The 18,841-nt window shown below is 70.3% G+C and carries 14 protein-coding genes; 4 read left to right on the top strand and 10 right to left on the bottom strand.

The features are described 5' to 3' along the window. On the bottom strand, positions 1 to 3,381 hold a 3,381-nt coding region (gene purL, locus JHD63_RS16945; RefSeq protein WP_198971977.1), incomplete at its 3' end, for a phosphoribosylformylglycinamidine synthase. A gap of 156 nt (positions 3,382 to 3,537) precedes the next feature. Between purL and map the strand changes: the two genes are divergently transcribed. The 3 genes from map to JHD63_RS16960 all read left to right on the top strand — a co-directional run bounded on the left by map (position 3,538) and on the right by JHD63_RS16960 (position 7,563). After that, complete coding sequence (map, locus tag JHD63_RS16950) at positions 3,538 to 4,365, top strand: type I methionyl aminopeptidase (RefSeq protein ID WP_198971978.1); 828 nt, start codon at positions 3,538 to 3,540, stop codon at positions 4,363 to 4,365. Positions 4,366 to 4,442: 77 nt separating this feature from the next. Further along, positions 4,443 to 7,064 carry a [protein-PII] uridylyltransferase gene (locus tag JHD63_RS16955; RefSeq protein WP_198971979.1) on the top strand — a complete coding sequence of 874 codons (2,622 nt, stop codon included), beginning with the start codon at positions 4,443 to 4,445 and terminating at the stop codon, positions 7,062 to 7,064. A 94-nt stretch (positions 7,065 to 7,158) separates the two neighbouring features. Further along, positions 7,159 to 7,563 carry a DoxX family protein gene (locus tag JHD63_RS16960; protein WP_198971980.1) on the top strand — a complete coding sequence of 135 codons (405 nt, stop codon included), beginning with the start codon at positions 7,159 to 7,161 and terminating at the stop codon, positions 7,561 to 7,563. Positions 7,564 to 7,611: 48 nt separating this feature from the next. Here the strand turns inward: JHD63_RS16960 and JHD63_RS16965 are convergent, their stop codons facing one another. The 4 genes from JHD63_RS16965 to JHD63_RS16980 are packed head-to-tail and all read right to left on the bottom strand — an operon-like array spanning position 7,612 to position 11,239. After that, positions 7,612 to 8,646, bottom strand: a complete 1,035-nt coding sequence (locus JHD63_RS16965; protein ID WP_198971981.1) for an amino acid ABC transporter permease — start codon at positions 8,644 to 8,646, stop codon at positions 7,612 to 7,614. Further along, a complete protein-coding gene (locus JHD63_RS16970; protein ID WP_198971982.1) occupies positions 8,643 to 9,638 on the bottom strand; it encodes an ABC transporter permease subunit in 996 nt (331 codons plus the stop codon). The genes JHD63_RS16965 and JHD63_RS16970 overlap by 4 nt, the downstream gene beginning before the upstream one ends. Then, positions 9,635 to 10,672, bottom strand: coding sequence for an amino acid ABC transporter substrate-binding protein (locus JHD63_RS16975; RefSeq protein WP_198971983.1), 1,038 nt, complete (start codon positions 10,670 to 10,672; stop codon positions 9,635 to 9,637). The genes JHD63_RS16970 and JHD63_RS16975 overlap by 4 nt, the downstream gene beginning before the upstream one ends. A gap of 21 nt (positions 10,673 to 10,693) precedes the next feature. Beyond that, the gene (locus JHD63_RS16980; RefSeq protein ID WP_198971984.1) at positions 10,694 to 11,239 is read right to left on the bottom strand and encodes a peptide deformylase; all 546 of its coding nucleotides are present in this window, start codon (positions 11,237 to 11,239) and stop codon (positions 10,694 to 10,696) included. Between the two features lie 99 nt (positions 11,240 to 11,338). On the opposite strand from JHD63_RS16980, the gene JHD63_RS16985 reads away from it, so the two are divergent. Then, positions 11,339 to 11,737, top strand: a complete 399-nt coding sequence (locus JHD63_RS16985; RefSeq protein ID WP_198971985.1) for a YbaN family protein — start codon at positions 11,339 to 11,341, stop codon at positions 11,735 to 11,737. A gap of 165 nt (positions 11,738 to 11,902) precedes the next feature. Here JHD63_RS16985 and JHD63_RS16990 read toward each other — a convergent pair whose 3' ends face one another. The 5 genes from JHD63_RS16990 to smc all read right to left on the bottom strand — a co-directional run. After that, on the bottom strand, positions 11,903 to 12,085 hold the full coding sequence (locus JHD63_RS16990; RefSeq protein WP_198971986.1) for a hypothetical protein: 183 nt from the start codon (positions 12,083 to 12,085) through the stop codon (positions 11,903 to 11,905). 95 nt (positions 12,086 to 12,180) lie between these two features. Continuing rightward, positions 12,181 to 12,510: a hypothetical protein gene (locus JHD63_RS16995; RefSeq protein WP_198971987.1), complete on the bottom strand. Its 330-nt coding sequence runs from the start codon at positions 12,508 to 12,510 to the stop codon at positions 12,181 to 12,183. 59 nt (positions 12,511 to 12,569) lie between these two features. After that, positions 12,570 to 14,597, bottom strand: a complete 2,028-nt coding sequence (gene ligA, locus JHD63_RS17000) for an NAD-dependent DNA ligase LigA (protein ID WP_198971988.1) — start codon at positions 14,595 to 14,597, stop codon at positions 12,570 to 12,572. A gap of 51 nt (positions 14,598 to 14,648) precedes the next feature. After that, a complete protein-coding gene (locus JHD63_RS17005) occupies positions 14,649 to 15,716 on the bottom strand; it encodes a cell division protein ZipA C-terminal FtsZ-binding domain-containing protein (RefSeq protein ID WP_198971989.1) in 1,068 nt (355 codons plus the stop codon). Between the two features lie 11 nt (positions 15,717 to 15,727). After that, the coding region (gene smc / locus JHD63_RS17010; protein ID WP_198971990.1) for a chromosome segregation protein SMC at positions 15,728 to 18,841 on the bottom strand (3,114 nt) is incomplete at its 5' end.

Raw genomic sequence — 18,841 nt, forward strand, 5'->3', positions numbered from 1 at the left:
GGTCATGTGCACGTCCACCGCCTCGAAGCCGGCGGCGTCGAAGGCGTAGGCCATTTCCACATGCGAGTTGACGCCCTGCTCGCGCAGGATGGCCACGCGCGGCCGGGCGGCGCCGACGATGGCGGGGGCGGCCATGGCGCGCTCGTGGCCCGGGCAGTGCCAGTGCAGGCCAGGGTCGGCCCGGTCGCCGGCGGCGGCGTGCTCGGCATCGGCGCAGGCCGGGTTGTCGCGCTGCTGGGCGATCTTCCAGCTCACCGCGTCCCAGACCTGGTGCAGGTCGGCCAGGGTGGCGCTGAACACCGCCTTGGCGTCGCGCCAGATTTCGAGCTTGCCCTTGCCCGCGTCCATGGGCGAGCTGTCGGGCCGGGTCTTGCCGACGAAGTGGCTGTACTTGGACAGACCGTGCGCGCGCAGGGTCTGCATGACCTCGTTGCGCTCGGCGGTGCGCACCTGGAGCAGCACGCCCAGTTCCTCGCTGAACAGCGCCTTGAGCGTGAGTTCCTCGCGCCGGGCGCTGACCTGGCCGGCCCAGTTCTTGGCGTCGCCATATTCGGCGCGGCTGTCGCTGATGCCGTCGCCCTCGGTCACCAGCAGGTCGACGTTGAGCGACACGCCCACGTGGCCGGCAAAGGCCATTTCACAGGCCGCGGCGAACAGGCCGCCGTCGCTGCGGTCGTGGTAGGCCAGCAGCCTGCCTTCGGCGCGCAGGGCGTTGACCACGTTCACCAGGTTGACCAGGTCCTGCGGATCGTCCAGGTCAGGCGCCAGGTCGCCGGTCTGGCCCAGGGTCTGCGCCAGGATCGAGCCGCCCATGCGGTGCCGGCCGCGGCCCAGGTCGATCAGCACCAGCGTGGTGTCGGCCTCGGTCGCGTCGAGCTGCGGCGTGAGCGTGCCGCGCACGTCGGACAGCGAGGCGAAGGCGGTGACGATCAGGCTTACCGGCGAGGTCACCTTCTTCTGCACGCCGCCCTCGGACCACTGGGTGCGCATGGACAGCGAGTCCTTGCCGACCGGGATGGAAATGCCCAGCGCCGGACACAGCTCCATGCCCACGGCCTTGACGGTGGCGTAGAGCGCCGCGTCTTCGCCGGGCTCGCCGCAGGCGGCCATCCAGTTGGCCGAGAGCTTGACGCGCGGCAGTTCGATGGGCGCGGCCAGCAGGTTGGTGATGGCTTCGGCCACCGCCATGCGGCCCGAGGCCGGCGCGTCCAGCGCGGCCAGCGGCGTGCGCTCGCCCAGGGCCATGGCCTCGCCGGCAAAGCCGGCATAGTCGGCCAGGGTCACGGCGCAGTCGGCCACCGGCACCTGCCAGGGGCCGACCATCTGGTCGCGGTGCGTGAGGCCGCCCACGCTGCGGTCGCCAATGGTGATCAAGAAGCGCTTGGAGGCCACGGTGGGGTGCGACAGCACCGCGATCGCGGCCTGCTGCAGGTCCACGCCGGTCAGGTCCAGCGGCCGGAAGCTGCGGGCCACGCTGCTGACGTCGCGCTGCATCTTGGGCGGCTTGCCCAGCAGCACGTCCATCGGCATGTCCACCGGCTGCTCATCGGGCGGCGCGGTGGCATCCATGACCTGCAGGCGGCGCGCTTCGGTGGCGGTGCCGACGACGGCGAACGGGCAGCGCTCGCGCTCGCAGAAGGCGCGGAACTGCTCCAGCGATTCGGGCGCGATGGCCAGCACATAGCGCTCCTGGCTCTCGTTGCACCAGATTTCCTTGGGCGCCAGGCCGGATTCCTCCAGCGGCACGGCGCGCAGGTCGAAGCGCGCGCCGCGGCCGGCGTCGTTGGTGAGTTCCGGAAAGGCGTTGGACAGGCCGCCGGCGCCCACGTCGTGGATCGCCAGGATCGGGTTGCCCGCGCCCTGCGCCCAGCAATGGTTGATGACCTCCTGCGCGCGGCGTTCGATCTCGGGGTTGCCGCGCTGGACCGAGTCGAAGTCCAGCTCGGCCGCGTTGGCGCCGGTGGCCATGGAACTGGCGGCGCTGCCGCCCATGCCGATGCGCATGCCCGGGCCGCCGAGCTGGATCAGCAGCGAACCGGCGGGAAACTCGATCTTCCGGGTCTGCGCCGCGTCGATGCTGCCTAGGCCGCCGGCGATCATGATCGGCTTGTGGTAGCCGCGGCGCAGGCTGTCGACGTCGCTGGCCACGGTCTGCTCGTATTCGCGGAAGTAGCCCAGCAGGTTGGGCCGGCCGAACTCGTTGTTGAAGGCGGCGCCGCCCAGCGGGCCTTCGGTCATGATCTGCAGCGGGCTGGCGATGTGCGCCGGCCGGCCGAAGTCTTCCGCCGCGTCCGGCCACAGGCGCGACACGGTGAAGCCGGTCAGGCCGGCCTTGGGCCGGGAGCCGCGGCCGGTGGCGCCCTCGTCGCGGATCTCGCCGCCCGCGCCGGTCGAGGCGCCGGGGAAGGGCGAGATCGCCGTGGGGTGGTTGTGCGTTTCCACCTTCATCAGCACGTGCTGCAGAACACTATCCTTTTGATAGCTTGGAGCCAAGGCAGAACCTGGGCTAGAGGCATTTTTTGCCAAGAACCGCTCGACGGTGTGGCCTTCCATCACCGAGGCGTTGTCCGAATAGGCCACCACCGTGTGCTGCGGCGCCAACTGGTGCGTGTTGCGGATCATGCCGAACAGGCTCTTGTCCTGCGCCACGCCATCGATCGTGAACTGGGCGTTGAAGATCTTGTGGCGGCAGTGCTCGCTGTTGGCCTGGGCGAACATCATCAGCTCGACGTCGGTCGGGTTGCGCTGCAGGCCGGTGAAGGCCTTCACCAGGTAGTCGATCTCGTCTTCCGCCAGCGCCAGGCCGAACTGCACGTTGGCCTGCTCCAGCGCCTGGCGGCCGCCGCCCAGCACGTCGACATGCGCCATGGGCGCGGGCTGCAGCTCGGTGAACAGCGCGGCAGCGCCGGAGCGGTCCCGGAAGACCGACTCGGTCATGCGGTCGTGCAGCAACGCGGCGATGGCCGCGGTCTGCACGTCGTCCAGCCGTGCTGTGCCCAGCAGCGGCTGCTGCACACCGATGCGGTACTCGACCAGACGCTCGACCCGGCGCAGCGCCAGCCCGCAGTTGCGCGCGATGTCGGTGGCCTTGGAGGCCCAGGGCGACACGGTGCCCAGGCGCGGCGCGACGACGAGGGCGTGTCCGCCCTCCGGGCCGCGGTACGGGTCGCCGTAGGTCAGCAGCGCGGCGAGACGGCGGTGCTCGGCCTCCGACGGCGCCGCATCCGACAGCACCAGGTGCAGGTAGCGCGCGGCGATGCCGCTGATGCGCGGGTGGATCGCCTGCAGTTGCGGCAAGAGTTGCCGCGCACGGAAGTCGCTCAGGGCGTTGCCGCCATCGAAGGAGGTGATGGCGGGCGAAGTCGAGGTCGGCTGGGTCACGGGGGCGGCCTTGGGGGTCTGCGGGAAAGCGGTGGGGCGCCGCGTGAAAGGCCGCTGAATGGGGCCGGTACGGGCGAAACCTGAAAACCCGGGATTCTAGCGGTGGCGCCATGGCGGCGGCCCCCTTGCCCAGGGGGGCAATGGGATAATCCCGGGATGACGATCACCTACAAGACCGCCCAGGACATCGAGGGCATGCGCGTGGCCTGCCGCCTTGCCGCCGAAGTGCTGGACTACCTGACGCCGCACATCAGACCCGGCGTCACCACCAACGAGATCGACCGCCTGGCCGCCGAATGCATGGCCCGCCAGGGCAGCATCTCGGCCACGCTCGGCTACCAGCCGCCGGGCTACCCGCCCTACCCCAAGTCGCTCTGCACCTCGCTCAACCACGTGGTGTGCCACGGCATCCCGAATGACAAGCCGCTGAAGAAGGGCGACATCATGAACGTGGACGTGACCGTCATCAAGGACGGCTGGTACGGCGACACCAGCCGCATGTTCGTGCTGGGCGAGGCCTCGATCGCCGCCAGGCGCCTGTCGGCCATGACCTTCGACGCGATGTGGCACGGCATCGTGCAGGTCAAGCCCGGCGCCCACCTGGGCGACATCGGCGCGGCCATCCAGAAATTCGCCGAAGGCCACGGCTTCTCGGTCGTGCGCGAGTTCTGCGGCCATGGCATCGGCCGCAAGTTCCACGAAGAGCCGCAGGTGCTGCACTACGGCAGGCCCGGCACGCTCGATGAACTCAAGCCCGGCATGGTCTTCACCATCGAGCCCATGATCAACGCCGGCCGGCGCGAGATCAAGGAGTTCGGCAACGACGGCTGGACCATCGTCACCAAGGACCGCAGCCTGTCGGCCCAGTGGGAGCACACGGTGCTGGTCACCGAGACCGGCTACGAGGTGCTGACCCGCTCGGACGCCTGCCCGCCACCGCCGGCCTTCGCCGCCTGGACGTCCGAGAGCCTGGCCACGGCCTGAGCGGCCGAGGCAGCAGCCGGCCACGGCTTGCACAGGAATTGCTTGCTGTCGCGGCTTTGCACGGAGTGCCCCCACCGATGTCCGAACTTCCCGCGCTGCGCGAAGCCTACCGCCAGAAAAAGGCCGATCTGCTCGACTCGGCCGAGCGCAGCGGCGCCGCCGTGCGCGGCGTGCACACCGTGCTGCGCCAGTTGGCGCGGCTGGCCGACGAACTGCTGCAAAGGCTCTGGCTGCGCGCCGGCTTTCCCGAGCATTTCGCGCTGCTGGCCGTGGGCGGCTTCGGCCGGGGCGAGCTGTTTCCCCATTCCGACATCGACGTGCTGCTGCTGTTGCCCGACGGCACCAGCCCGGACGCCGACGAGGCGCTGCGGCTGCGCCTGGAAGGCTTCATCGGCAGTTGCTGGGACGCGGGCCTGGAAATCGGCTCGAGCGTGCGCACCGCGCGCGACTGCCTGGACGAGGCGGCCAAGGACGTCACGGTGCAGACCTCCCTGCTCGAAGCCCGCCGCATCGTCGGCGACGCGGCGCTGTTCCACCGCTTCCGCCGCGCCTTCCGCGAGGCGCTGGACCCGCGCGCCTTCTTCACCGCCAAGATGCTGGAACTGCGCCAGCGCCATCACAAGTTCGAGGACACGCCCTACTCGCTCGAACCGAACTGCAAGGAATCCCCGGGCGGCCTGCGCGACCTGCAGGCGATCCTGTGGGTTTCCACCGCCGCCGGCTATGGCGAGAACTGGGACGCGCTGGCCCACAACGGCCTGGCCACCGCGCACGAGGTGCGGCAGATCAAGCGCAACGAGGCGCTGCTGTCGCTGATCCGCCTGCGCCTGCACCTGATCGCCAAGCGCCGCGAGGACCGGCTGGTGTTCGACCTGCAGACGGCCGTGGCCGAGTCCTTCGGCTACCGCGGTCAGGCGCCCGACGGCTCGCGCCTGGCGCGCCGCGCCAGCGAAGCGCTGATGCGCCGCTACTACTGGGCCGCCAAGGCCGTGACCCAGCTCAGCCAGATCCTGCTGCTCAACATCGGCGAGCGGCTCAATCCGAGCACGCATGCGCTGATCCCGATCAATGAGCGTTTCTTCGAGAAGGCCGGGATGATCGAGGTGGTGAGCGACGAGCTCTACCACCGCGAACCGCACGCCATCCTCGAGACCTTCCTGCTGTACCAGACCCACCTCGGGCTGCGCGGCCTGTCGGCGCGCACCCTGCGCGCCCTTTACAACGCGCGCGACGTGATGGACGCGGCCTTCCGGCGCGACCCGGTCAACCGGGCCACCTTCCTGCGCATCCTGCAGCAGCCGGTGGGCATCACCCACGCCATGCGGCTGATGAACCAGACCTCGGTGCTGGGCCGCTACCTGCGCGTTTTCCGCCACACCGTGGGGCAGATGCAGCACGACCTTTTCCACGTCTACACCGTGGACCAGCACATCCTCATGGTGCTGCGCAACGTGCGGCGATTCTTCATGGCCGAGCACGCGCACGAGTACCCGTTCTGCTCGCAACTGGCGGCCGACTGGGACAAGCCCTGGATCCTGTACGTCGCCGCGCTGTTCCACGACATCGCCAAGGGCCGCGGCGGCGACCACTCCGAACTCGGCGCGCGCGACGCGCGCCAGTTCTGCGCGGACCACGGCATCGCCCAGGACGACACGGACCTGATCGCCTTCCTGGTCGAGCAGCACCTGAGCATGAGCCACATCGCCCAGAAGGCCGACCTGAGCGACCCCGCCGTGATCGCCGCCTTCGCCCGGCGCATGGGCGACGAGCGCCACCTCACCGCGCTCTACCTGCTGACCGTGGCCGACATCCGCGGCACCAGCCCCAAGGTCTGGAACGCCTGGAAGGGCAAGCTGCTGGAAGACCTCTACCGCGCCACGCTGCGCGCACTCGGCGGCCGCGCCCCCGGCGGCGCCGCCGAGATCGAGGCGCGCAAGCGCGACGCGCTGGTGCTGCTGGCCCTGCACGCCGAGCCGCACGAAGCGCACAGGCGCCTGTGGGACACGCTGGACGTGGGCTACTTCATGCGCCACGACGCGGTCGACATCGCCTGGCACGCCCGCCAGCTGTCGCGCCACGTGGAAAGTCCTGCCGCCGGCGAGCGGCCCGCCGACAGGCGCTGTATCGTGCGCGCACGGCTCTCGCCGCTGGGCGAAGGGCTGCAGGTGCTGGTCTACACGCCCGACGCGCCCGACCTGTTCGCGCGCATCTGCGGCTACTTCGACCAGGCCGGCTTCAGCATCCTCGACGCCAAGGTGCACACGGCCAGCAACGGCTACGCGCTGGACACCTTCCAGGTCGTGACATCCGCCCTGCCCGAGCACTACCGCGAGCTGGTCAGCATGGTCGAAGCCGAACTGCCCGCCGCACTGCAGCAGACCGGCCCCCTGCCCGCCCCCAGCCGCGGCCGCGTCTCGCGCCGCGTGAAAAGCTTTCCCATCGCCCCCCGGGTCGAACTGCACCCGGACGAGCGCGCCCAGCGCTGGCTGCTCAGCGTCTCCGCCAGCGACCGCGCCGGCCTGCTCTACTCCATCGCCCGCGTGCTGGCCAAGCACAAGCTCAACCTGCAACTGGCCAAGGTCAGCACGCTGGGCGAGCGCGTGGAAGACACCTTCCTGATCGACGGCCCCGCGCTGCAACGCAACCGGGCGCAGATCGAGATCGAGACGGAATTGCTGGAGGTGCTGGCAGCCCATTGACGTTGCCGCAGACGCGGGACCTCACGCAAGACACAATCCACAACCAGCGCTACCAGAGAGGCAGTGCCGCCACATCCACCAAGAGAGGGAAAACATGATCCGTTCCGAAGACACCGGCAAGCTCGTTCTGCGACTGAGCCTGGGCATTCTCATTTTGCTGCATGGCATCGCCAAGCTCGGTTCTGGCGTGGGCGGGATCGGCGGGATGCTGGTCGCGCATGGGCTGCCGGAGGCGCTTGCCTATCTGGTCTACGTCGGCGAGATCGTGGCGCCGCTGCTGCTGATCCTGGGCATTTTCACGCGGGCGGCGGCGTGGGTGGTGGTGATCAACATGCTGTTCGCGTTCGGGCTGGTGCACATGAATGAACTGTTCGCCCTTGGCAGCACCGGCGGCTGGAAGCTGGAGCTGCAGGGCATGTTCCTGTTCGGAGCGCTGGCGCTGGCCTTCCTGGGGGCCGGCCGCTTCAGCGTCGGGGGCAGCGGCGGCAGGTTCAACTGAAACGTGCCCCGCGGGTGATGGCTCGGCACCGCGAACAACCGAGTTTCTTCAGTCCGGCTGCCGCGCGACGTACCGCTCCAGCCAGCGGCCGTAGCGCGACAGCCCGAAGCACATGACCCAGTACAAGGCCGCGAGGAACAGGTAGCCCTCCAGGTAGAACGGGCGCCACACCGGGTCGCCTCCCAACGCCAGGCCAAGCGCGCCGGTCAGCTCAAACAGGCCGACCACGGTCACCAGCGAGGTGTCCTTCAACGTGCCGATCACCGCATTGACCAGGGCCGGCACCACCATGCGCAGCGCCTGCGGCAGCACCACGTCGCGCTGCACCTGCCAGCGTCCCATGCCCAGGGCGGTGGCGGCCTCCATCTGCCCAAAGGGCACGGCCTGCAGGCCGCCGCGGATGATTTCCGCCAGATAGGCGGCCGTGAACAGCGCCAGCCCGGCGAGCACGCGCAGGAACACGTCGAGCTGCAGGCCCGCCGGCACCAGCAGCGGCAGCAGGAACGACGCCATGAACAGCACCGAGATCAGCGGCACGCCGCGCACCAACTCGATGTAGCTGGTGCAGAGCGTGCGCACCACCGGCCAGGAGGAGCGCCGCCCCAGTGCCAGCAGCAGGCCCAGCGGAAAGGCCAGCGCCAGCGCGAAGGTGGCCAGCGCGATGGTGAGCGCCAGACCGCCCCAGCGCCCGGTGGGCACGGATTCGAGCCCGGCCGCGCCGCCATGCATCAGCAGCAAGAACAGCCCGATGCCCGCCGCCCAGGCCGGCAGCAGGCCCCAGCGCCAGCAACGCGGCCAGGCGCTGGCCAGCAGCAGCAGGGCGAGCACGGCCGCGGCGATCGCGGGGCGCCACTGCTGGTCGAACGGGTAGCGGCCAAAGAGGATGGCGCGCCACTTTTCGGCCACCACGCCCCAGCAGGCGCCGTGCTGCAGCGCGCGGCAGGCCTCCGCGTCCGGCCGGAACACCGCGCCCACCACGGCCCAGGCGCCTGCGTGCCAGGCGATCCAGCCCAGCAGCGCCGCCAGCGCCAGCGTGCACACGCTGCGCACCGGCCCGCCGAACAGCTCGCCGCGCCAGTTCATCGCCACCCTCGCAGCGCCACGCGCGCGTTGTAGAGGTTGGTGGCGCCTGCGATCAGCAGCGACAGCAGCAGGTACACCGCCATCACCACAGCGATGCACTCGAAGGCGCGCCCGGTGGAATTGAGCGAGGTGTTGGCCACCGACACCAGTTCCGGATAGCCGACCGCCACCGCCAGCGAAGAGTTCTTGACCAGCGACAGCATCTGGTTGGTCACCGCCGGCACGATCAGCCGCAGCGCCTGCGGCAACACCACGATGCGCAACTGCTGTGCGGGCCGAAAACCCATGGCGCGCGCCGCATCGACCTGGCCGGCGGGCACCGACTGGATGCCGGCGCGCACGATTTCCGCGACGAAGGCGGCCGTGTACAGGCCCAGCGCCAGGACGATGGCCAGGTACTCGGGCGTCAGCGCCGCCCCGCCGCTGATGTTGAACACGTTGCGCTCCGGCCATTCCAGGGCGCTTGGCCACCAGTGCCCATCTGACGCCACCGGCCAGGGCACCGACAGGCCGCTCTTGCTGAGCCACACGCCCGGCAGCAGTTGCACGGCTTCGCTCACATCCGGCAGCAATTGCGTGAGCGCAAAGTACAGCATCAGCAACTGCACCAGCAGCGGCACGTTGCGCAGCGCCTCCACGTACCAAATGCAGATGCTGCGCACCAGCAGGTGCGGCGCCAGCCGGCCTATGCCCAGCAGCGTTCCCAGCACGAGCGCGATGAGGGCCGCGGGCGCCGCCGCGCGCAGGGTGTTGACGAGCCCGGCCAGGAAGGCGCGCCAGAACGGCTGGCCGGCATGGAAGTCGAGCCAGCCTTCGCCGATCTCGAAGCCCGCCGGCTGCAGCAGGAAATCAAAGCCCGACTGGATGCCGCGCCCGCGCAGCACGCCCAGCGCATGGGCTGCCAGGGCCCACACGCCGGCCAGCAGCAAGGCCACCAGCGCGATCTGCAGTGCCCAGGAAAGCCAGGCGCCGTGGCCCCCCCTGCCCTTCATCGCACCGGCAGTGCGTAGACCAGGCCGCCCTTGTTCCAGAGGTTGTTGAGCCCGCGCGGCAGTTGCAGCACCGATCTGGGCCCCACGTTGCGCTCGAAAACCTCGCCGTAGTTACCCACGGCCTTGATCGCGCGGTAGGCCCAGTCCTTGTCCAGGCCCAGCAGCTTGCCCATGTCGTCCGAGCTGCCGAGCAGGCGCTGCACGGCAGGGTCCTGGCTGCCGCTTCTGGCGGCATCGACGCCGGCCTGGGTCACGCCCAGTTCCTCGGCCTCGATCAGCGCATGCGGCACCCACTTGACGATGGTGAACCACTCGTCGTCGCCGCGACGCACCGCGGGGGCGAACGGCTCCTTGGAGATCAGTTCGGGCAGGACCACGTAGTCGTCCGGGTTCTTGGCCTCCTTGTTGCGCAGGCCGGCCAGGGTGGACGCGTCGGTGGTGAAAACCTGGCAGCGGCCCGAGAAGAAGGCCTTGAAGGCGGCCTCGAAGTTCTCGAACACCACGGTCTTGACCTTGACGTTCTGCGCCCGGAAGTAGTCGGACACGTTCTTTTCGTTGGTGGTGCCGGACTGGGTGCAGATCTCGGCGCCCTTCAACTGCTTGGCGCTGGTCACTTTGAGCTTCTTGGGCACCAGAAAGCCCTGCCCGTCGTAGTAGGTGATGGTGGTGAAGGCAATGCCCAGCGAGGCGTCGCGCGACAGCGTCCAGGTGGTGTTGCGCGCCAGCATGTCGATTTCGCCCGCCTGCAGGGCCGAGAAGCGCTGCTGCGCATTGAGCGGCACGAAGTTGACCTTCTTCGGATCGCCCAGTACGGCCGCGGCCACGGCGCGGCAGGTGTCCACGTCCAGCCCCGACCAGTTGCCCTGCGAATCCGGCGCCGAGAAGCCGGCCACTCCGTTGGTCACGCCGCAGTTGAGCGTGCCGCGCTGCTTGACAGCGTCCAGCGTCCTGCCGGCCAGGGCGGGGGCGGCGCCGCAGGCCAGTGCGGCGAAGGCGGCCAGCGCGGCGAGGCGGCGGAAAGTGGCGTTCTGCATGGTGTTTCTCCTAGGTTCAAGTCAATCGTCTTGTCCAGCGTCGAGCCCGGGAAACAGCACGTCGGTGAAGCCGAAGCGGCTGAAGTCCCGCACGCGCATGGGATAGAGCTTGCCGATCAGGTGATCGCATTCGTGCTGCACCACGCGCGCGTGGAAACCCTCGGCCGTGCGCTCGATCGGCTGGCCCTGCGGGTCGACACCGCGGTAGCGGATGCGCGCCCAGCGCGGCACCACGCCCCGCAGGCCCGGCACCGACAGGCAGCCCTCCCAGCCCTCCTCTTCTTCGGCGCCCAGGGGCTCGATGACCGGGTTCAGCAGCACGGTGCGCGGCACCACCGGCGCATCGGGGTAGCGTGGGTTCGGGGCGTCGGTGCCGAAGATGACCAGTTGCAGGTCGACGCCCACCTGCGGCGCGGCCAGCCCGGCGCCGTTGACGGCGCGCATGGTGTCGAACATGTCGTCGATCAGGCCCAGCAGGGCCGGGCTGCCGAAGGCGTCGGGCGGCACAGGCGGGGCGACGCGCAGCAGGCGCGGGTCGCCCATCTTGAGGATGTCCAGAACGGCCATGGGGGAGCTGCGGGAGAAGTGGGGTGGCCGCTAGCATAGCTTTTCCCGCCGGGACCTTCAGGCGGGTGCCCGCGCGGCCTTCACAATCGATGCCTGAACATGCCCGACACCGCCCCGCGCCCCCTTCCCGCCGTACTGCGCCTGCTGCTGGCGGCTTTGGCGATGCTGTGCATCGCGCTTGGCGTGGTCGGCGTCTTCGTGCCGGGCATGCCGACCACCGTCTTCATCATTGCCGCGGCCTGGGCGGCGGCGCGCAGCTCACCCCGGCTGCATGGCTGGCTCCTGGGGCACCGGCTGTTCGGGCCGCTGCTGCACCACTGGCAGAACGGCGGCCGCATGAGCCGGCGGGCCAAGTGGAGCGCCACGGCCGCCATGGCGGTCTGTGCGCTCATCCTGCTGGCGACGGCGCAGCGCGCCTGGACGGCATCGCTGGCGCTGGCCTGCATGGATGGGGTGCTGGCCTGGCTCTGGTGCCGGCCGGAGCCTGATGGCGGCTAAGGCAACGCTGAACAAGTCCCTCGCGTGTCGCACATCCCTGCCGTGGGCGGTCTGCGGCGTTGCAAATCCTCGCCATGGTTGCGGCCATGGCTGCGGTTTGCGCCTTGCATCCCATCCCACACCAGGGCGCGCGCCAGCGCGGGGACTTGTTCAGCGTTGCACTGACTACCTCCAGCGCCGGTAGCCATAGCCATAGGAGCCATAGAAGCCGATGGATGGCGACACGACGACCGGCGCAGGCTGGTAGTAGGCGCCGTAGTAGGGTGAAACCGGCGCCACCACGCAGCCGCTCAAAAGGGCTGCGCTGGTAGCGGCGAGAGCGATTCCGATGAGGCGTAGGCGGTGCATTGCGGCTCCTTTTGGTTGATCCCTACAACGCGCGGACGCTGCCTGCCTGCTACATAGGCCGCGTCGCTTTACGTAACGCGGGGTAAGCGGCGGGCTCAGCGCCCTCGTCCACCACCACCCCTGCCGCCGCCATGCCAGCCACCGCCGGGGTGGCCGCCGGGACGCGGTCCGCCCCAGTGCGGCGGGCCGCCCCACGGCCGGCCGGGCCCGCCAAAGTAGCGCGGGCCGCGATAGTAGTTGAAGCCCAGGTAACCCACCGCCGGCGGCCCGACCAGCAAGGGGTCGGAGTAGGCATAGGGATAGGCGTAGCTGGTGGAGTACGGGTAGGCGGCGGTGCCGTAGCCGTCGACCGGCGCCACCACGCAGCCCGAGAGCAGCGCCACGGCGCCGACGGCCAGGGCGGCGGCAAAAGAACGCAGTTGCATGGAAATCTCCCGGGAGGGGTGGTGATGGTGGGGGTTGGAGTACCACGCCGCGCCAGGGTTCAACCGCCGGCGGCATCCGGCAGCAGTTGGCGCAGGCCGTCCTCGTCCAGCACGGCGATGCCCAGCGCCTGCGCCTTCTCCAGCTTGCTGCCGGCCTCGGCGCCGGCCACCACGTAGTCGGTCTTCTTGCTGACCGAGCCGGCCACCTTGGCGCCGGCGGCTTCGAGCAGTTCCTTGGCCTCTTCGCGCGACAGCGTGGGCAGCGTGCCGGTGAGCACGAAGGTCTTGCCCGCCAGCGGAAGCAGCGCGCGCGGCGCGGGCGGGCCCTCGGGCCAGTGCACGCCGGCCGCGCGCAACTGCTCCACCACCTCGCGGTTGTGCGGCTGGTCGAAGAAGGTGCGGATCGCCTGGGCGACGATCGGGCCGACGTCGTTGACCTCCAGCAACTGCTCGACGGTGGCATCCATGATCGGGTCGAGCGCGCCGAAGTGGCGTGCCAGGTCCTTGGCCGTGGCCTCGCCCACGTGGCGGATGCCCAGGCCGAACAGGAAGCGCGGCAGCGTGGTCTGCTTGGACCTTTCCAGGGCCTCGACCAGATTCTGCGCCGACTTGTCGGCCATGCGCTCGAGCGCGGCGAGCTTGGCCACGCCCAGCCTGTACAGCTCGGGCAGGGTGCGGATGATGCCACCCTCCACCAGTTGATCGACCAGCTTGTCGCCCAGGCCCTCGATGTCCATGGCGCGGCGCTGGGCGAAGTGCAGCAGCGCCTCCTTGCGCTGGGCGGCGCAGAACAGGCCGCCGCTGCAGCGGTGGTTGACCTCGGTCTTCTCGCGCACCACCGCGCTTCCGCAGACCGGGCACTGGCGCGGCATGTGGAAGTTGGATACGTAGGGCCGGCGCGGCCGCTCGGTCGCCACGGTGCCGACCACTTCGGGGATCACGTCGCCGGCACGGCGCACGATGGCGGTGTCGCCCACGCGCACGTCCTTGCGGCGCAGCTCGAACAGGTTGTGCAGCGTGGCATTGGTGACGGTGACGCCGCCGACGAACACCGGCGCCAGCCGCGCCACCGGCGTGAGCTTGCCGGTGCGGCCGACCTGCACGTCGATGCCCACGACCTGGGTCATCTGCTCCTGCGCCGGGTACTTGTGGGCCACGGCCCAGCGCGGCTCGCGCGTGACGAAGCCCAGTTGCTGCTGCAGCGCCAGCGCGTTGACCTTGTAGACCACGCCGTCGATGTCGAACGGCAGCCGGTCGCGCAGCGCGCCGATGCGCGCATGGAAGGCGGCCAGCCCCTCGGCGCCCTGCACCACCGCGCGGTGCGGGTCCACCGGAAAGCCGAAGGCGGCGAAGGCGGCCAGCACGCCGTCCTGCGTGGGCGGCTCGTCCGGCCAGCCCTGCACTTCGCCCCAGCCGTAGGCGAAGAAGGACAGCGGGCGCTGGGCCGCGATGGCCGGGTCGAGCTGCCGCACCGCGCCGGCGGCGGCGTTGCGCGGGTTGACGAAGCTCTTGCCGCCGGCCTCGCGCTGGCGCTCGTTGAGCTTCTCGAAGTCGTCGCGGCGCATGTAGACCTCGCCGCGCACCTCCAGCACCTCGGGCGCGCCGGCGGGCAGGCGCAGCGGGATCTGGCGGATGGTGCGCACGTTCTGCGTCACGTCCTCGCCCTGCTCGCCGTCGCCGCGCGTGGCCGCGCGCACCAGCCGGCCCTGCTCGTAGCGCAGGTTCATGGCCAGGCCGTCGAACTTCAGCTCGGCCATGTAGGCCACCGGCGGGTCGCTTTCCTTCAGGCCCAGCTCCTTGCGCACGCGGGTATCGAAGGCGGCGGCGCCGCTGGCCTCGGTATCGGTCTCGGTGCGGATGCTGAGCATGGGCACGGCATGGCGCACCGTCGCGAACTGGCCCAGCGGCGCGCCGCCGACGCGCTGGGTCGGGGAGTCGGGGGTGACGAGTTCGGGGTGCGCCGCCTCCAGCGCCTGCAATTGCTGGAACACGCGGTCGTATTCGGCGTCCGGGACTTCCGGCGCGTCCAGCACGTAGTACTGGTGCATCCAGCGCTCGAGCTGCGCCCGGAGTGCTTCAATATTCATAGCTACAAGCCTGCGCGCCACCTGGGCTTCAACCACTTTTCACCCAAAAAATCACCCAAATAGGCGCCGCGCCTGCACCGAACCGGCCGACAGGTCGTGCGCGTCGAGCGTGTCGTAGAGCTTTTCCAGGTCGGCGCCGATGCCGTCCATGGCCTCTTCGCGCAGCGGCTGGCCGTTCTGGTCGGTGACCACGCCGTCCATGGCCTGGGCCAGGGCGGCGGCGGCCTCGCGCAGGCGGGTGAAGGGCTGCTCGTCGCGGTGCACCTGGGCCACGTCCAGGCTCAACTGCACCTCGCGGATGGCCGACTGGGCCGGGTCCTCGGCCAGCGCGGCCTGGGTGTCGAAGGCCAGCGTCAGCACCGGCGGCAGGCCGGGCGCGGCCGTGGGCAGGGCCATGCGCCCGGGGATCATGCCGGGCACGAAGCCCAGGCGCGCGGCGTTCTGCTGCACGTAGCCCGGGCTCCAGGCGGCGGCGCGGGCGCGCAGGACGAAGGCCAGTTGGGCGTCGTGGTCGCTGGCGAACTGGTCCAGCTCGCGGGCGCGCGCGATTTCGTCGCGCATCTCGGGGAACTCGGGCGCGGCGTTGATGGCGTCGGCGTAGGCCTGGGCCTTCATCACGAATTCGGAGTACTCGATGTCGTTGAGCGCGCCGTTGCGGTTGGCCAGTTGCACGCCGGCCTGGAAGGCGCGGTAGCGCTGGCCGGCCACGGGCGTTTCCCAGTGGCCGGTGGCGTCGTTAAGCCCTTCCACGGCGAAGGGCTTGCTGCCCACGCGGCGGGTGCCGGGCATGGCGGCCAGCGCGGCGTCGCCCGACACCAGGCCTTCGACCGCCAGCGGCGCGATGACGTCGATCAGCGGGTCCAGGCCCGGCTTCTTCTCGGGGTGCGGCAGTGCGCCCAGCACCGGATCGCGCGCGGCGTCGGCGCCGGCGGGCAGGCCGGCGTCGTGGTCGAAGGCCGGCTCCTGGCGCTCGGCCGCTTCGCGGCTGGCGGCTTCTTCCGGCGTGGCCGGGTCGGCCTGCCTGGGCGCGTTGCGGCGCGAGGTCCAGGCGCTGTGGGCGACGATGGCCGCCAGCACGACGCCGCCGGCCACCGCAAGGCTGATCTGCAATGTGCTCATGCTTGTTGCTTCTATTCGGGTTCGGCCATGGACAGCGCGGACTCCATGTCCACCGCCACGATACGCGAGACGCCCTGCTCCTGCATGGTGACGCCGATCAGCTGCTCGGCCATCTCCATGGCGATCTTGTTGTGGCTGATGAAGAGGAACTGGGTGCCCTTGCTCATGCTGGACACCAGCTTGGCGTAGCGCTCGGTGTTGGCGTCGTCCAGCGGCGCGTCCACCTCGTCGAGCAGGCAGAACGGCGCGGGGTTGAGCTGGAAGATGGCGAATACCAGCGCGATCGCGGTCAGCGCCTTCTCGCCGCCGGAGAGCAGGTGGATGGTCTGGTTCTTCTTGCCGGGCGGCTGGGCCATGACCTGCACGCCGGCGTCCAGCACTTCCTCGCCGGTCATCATGAGCTTGGCGTTGCCGCCGCCGAACAGCTCGGGGAACATGCGCCCGAAGTGCTCGTTGACGACGTTGAAGGTGCCCACCAGCAGCTCGCGCGTTTCGGCGTCGATCTTGCGGATGGCGTCTTCCAGCGTGCCCATGGCCTCGGTCAGGTCGGCGGTCTGCGCGTCCAGGAAGGTCTTGCGCTCGCGCGCGGTGCCCAGCTCTTCCAGCGCGGCCAGGTTGACCGCGCCGAGCGCGGCGATGTCGCGGTTGCCGCGGTCGATCTCGCCCTGCAGACCCTGCACGCGCACGTTGCCTTCGGTGATGGATTTCTCCACCGCCTCCAGGTCGGCCTGGGCGTCGGCCAGCAGCGCGGCGTACTGCTCCAGGCCCAGGCGCGCGGCCTGCTCCTTGAGCTGGAATTCGGTGATGCGCTGGCGCAGCGGGTCGAGCGCGCGCTCCAGTTGCAGGCGGCGCTCGTCGCTGGCGCGCAGCTTGGTGGTGAGGTCGTCGTATTCGCTGCGCTGCGCGGCCAGCGCGGCTTCGCGCTCGGCCTTGAGTTCCAGCGCGCTCTGCAGCCCGCCTTGCGCGGCGGCGTCGGACAGACGCGCCAGCTCTTCCTGCGCGCGGCTTTCCTCGGACGCGAGCGAGGCCGCCTGCTGCGCGGCGGTGTCGATGGCGCGGCCGAGTTCGGCGCGGCGCGATTCCAGGCTGCGGCGGGCAAAGGCGGCTTCCTGCGCCTGGCGCTCCAGGCTGCGCAACTGCTCGCGCGACTCGTTGACGCGGCGCTCGGACTCGATCACGCGCTCGTCCAGCTGCGCATGGCGCTCCTGGCTGTCGGCGAGCTGCATGTCCAGCTCCTCGAAGCGCGCCTCGGCGGTCACGCGGCGCTCCTGCAGTTCGTCGAGCAGCGCCTCGACCTCGCCCAGGTCGCCGCTGATCTGGGCGCTGCGCTCGCGCGTCTGCTCGGCCAGCTGGGTCAGGCGCAGGCTCTCGACCTGCAGTTCGTGGGCGCGGGCCTGCGTCTCGGTGGCCTCGCGGCGCGCCGTGACCAGGCGTTGCGAGGCGTCGGCATAGGCGGACTCGGCCCGCACCAGCGCGGAGCGAGCCTCTTCGCCGATCAGTGCCTGGGCGCGCAGCTGCTTCTCAAGGTTCTCGATCTCCTGCGCACGGGCCAGCAGGCCGGCCTGCTCGGAATCGGGCGCGTAGAAGTTCACGCCATGGGCGGTGACGGCATGGCCGGCGGGCACGAAGATGGCCTCGCCCGGCTGCAACCGGGCACGCGCGGCGAGCGCCTCGTCCAGGCTGTGGGCGGTGTAGCAGCCATGCAGCCAGTCGGCCAGCAGCGCGCGCTGGCCGGCGTCGTTCAGGCGCAGGCGCTCCAGCAGGCCGGGCAGCGCGCCAGCGGCTTCCGGCACGGCGGCGGCAGGCAGGCTGTAGAAGGCGAGCTTGGCCGGCGGCGCGTCGGCACCGAAGGCGCGCACCATGTCCAGGCGGGAGACTTCGAGCGCGCCCATGCGCTCGCGCAGGGCGGCTTCCAGGGCGCTTTCCCAGCCCTGCTCCACGTGCAGCCGGCTCCACAGCGCCTGCAGGCTGTCCAGGCCGTGCCTGGCGAGCCAGGGCTGCAGCTTGCCGTCGGTCTTGACCTTGTCCTGCAGCGCCTTGAGCGCTTCCATGCGGGCCGACAGGTCGGCCTGCACCGCGCTTTCGGTGTTGACGGCGTGCTGCCGCGCGCGGCGCTCTTCGTCGAGCTGGGGGACGGACTCCTGCAGCTCGTGCAGGCGGGCGTCGGCCTCCTGCGCGGCCTCTTGTGCGGCTTCGAGCTGCTCGCGCAGGTTGTTCAGGCGCGCCTCGTCGGGCGCGGCCAGGGCGTTGCGGTCGGTCACCAGGCGCTCGCGGCGCTGGTCGAGCTGGCGCGACTGCTCCTCGATGCTGCGCTGCTCGGCGGCCAGCACCTGGATCTGCTGCTGCACGTGGGCCACGGCGCCGCGCTGCTCGTTGGCCTTCTGCTGGGCCTGGCGCAGGGCTTCTTCGAGATCGGGCAACTGCAGCGCCTGCTCTTCCACCTGGGCGGCCAGCAGCGCGGCCTTTTCCTCGGCGTCCTCGCCCTGGGCGGCCAGGGTTTCGATCTCGGCCTCGGCGTCGTCCTTGCGGGCGGCCCATTGGCCGACCTGCTCGCGCAGTGTGAGCAGGCGCTGCTCCACGCGCTGGCGGCCTTCGAGCACGAAACGGATCTCGGCCTCCAGGCGGCCGACCTCGGCGCTGGCCTCGTAGAGCCTGCCCTGGGCCTGGTTGACATGGTCGCCGGCGGCGTAATGGGCCTGGCGGATGGTTTCGAGTTCAGCCTCGACGTGGCGCAGGTCGGCCACGCGGGATTCGAGGTCGTTCACGGCCTGCGCGGCCTCGGCCTTGATGCGGGCCTGCTCGGACTCGCTTTCGCGGCGCTTCAGGAACCACAGCTGCTGCTGCTTGAGCGTGACCTCGGCCTGCAGCGCGTTGTAGCGCTGCGCGACCTCGGCCTGCTTCTCCAGCCGTTCGAGGTTGCTGTTGAGCTCGCGCAGGATGTCTTCCACCCGCGTGAGGTTCTCGCGCGTGTCCGACAGCCGGTGCTCGGTCTCGCGCCGGCGCTCCTTGTACTTGGAGACGCCCGCGGCCTCTTCCAGGAACAGGCGCAGTTCCTCGGGCTTGGACTCGATGATGCGGCTGATCGTGCCCTGGCCGATTATGGCGTAGGCGCGCGGCCCCAGGCC

This window comes from Xylophilus sp. ASV27 (genome assembly GCF_016428875.1).
In the GTDB taxonomy this organism is placed as follows: Bacteria; Pseudomonadota; Gammaproteobacteria; order Burkholderiales; family Burkholderiaceae_C; genus Xylophilus.

Bases quoted from the DNA above. Each gene is read 5' to 3' on its own strand.
- JHD63_RS16995 (WP_198971987.1), bottom strand. From the start codon at position 12,510: ATGCAACTGCGTTCTTTTGCCGCCGCCCTGGCCGTCGGCGCCGTGGCG.
- JHD63_RS16990 (WP_198971986.1), bottom strand. From the start codon at position 12,085: ATGCACCGCCTACGCCTCATCGGAATCGCTCTCGCCGCTACCAGCGCA.
- JHD63_RS16970 (WP_198971982.1), bottom strand. From the start codon at position 9,638: ATGAAGGGCAGGGGGGGCCACGGCGCCTGGCTTTCCTGGGCACTGCAG.
- JHD63_RS16980 (WP_198971984.1), bottom strand. From the start codon at position 11,239: ATGGCCGTTCTGGACATCCTCAAGATGGGCGACCCGCGCCTGCTGCGC.
- JHD63_RS16975 (WP_198971983.1), bottom strand. From the start codon at position 10,672: ATGCAGAACGCCACTTTCCGCCGCCTCGCCGCGCTGGCCGCCTTCGCC.
- map (WP_198971978.1), top strand. From the start codon at position 3,538: ATGACGATCACCTACAAGACCGCCCAGGACATCGAGGGCATGCGCGTG.
- JHD63_RS17005 (WP_198971989.1), bottom strand. From the start codon at position 15,716: ATGAGCACATTGCAGATCAGCCTTGCGGTGGCCGGCGGCGTCGTGCTG.
- JHD63_RS16955 (WP_198971979.1), top strand. From the start codon at position 4,443: ATGTCCGAACTTCCCGCGCTGCGCGAAGCCTACCGCCAGAAAAAGGCC.
- ligA (WP_198971988.1), bottom strand. From the start codon at position 14,597: ATGAATATTGAAGCACTCCGGGCGCAGCTCGAGCGCTGGATGCACCAG.
- JHD63_RS16965 (WP_198971981.1), bottom strand. From the start codon at position 8,646: ATGAACTGGCGCGGCGAGCTGTTCGGCGGGCCGGTGCGCAGCGTGTGC.
- JHD63_RS16985 (WP_198971985.1), top strand. From the start codon at position 11,339: ATGCCCGACACCGCCCCGCGCCCCCTTCCCGCCGTACTGCGCCTGCTG.
- JHD63_RS16960 (WP_198971980.1), top strand. From the start codon at position 7,159: ATGATCCGTTCCGAAGACACCGGCAAGCTCGTTCTGCGACTGAGCCTG.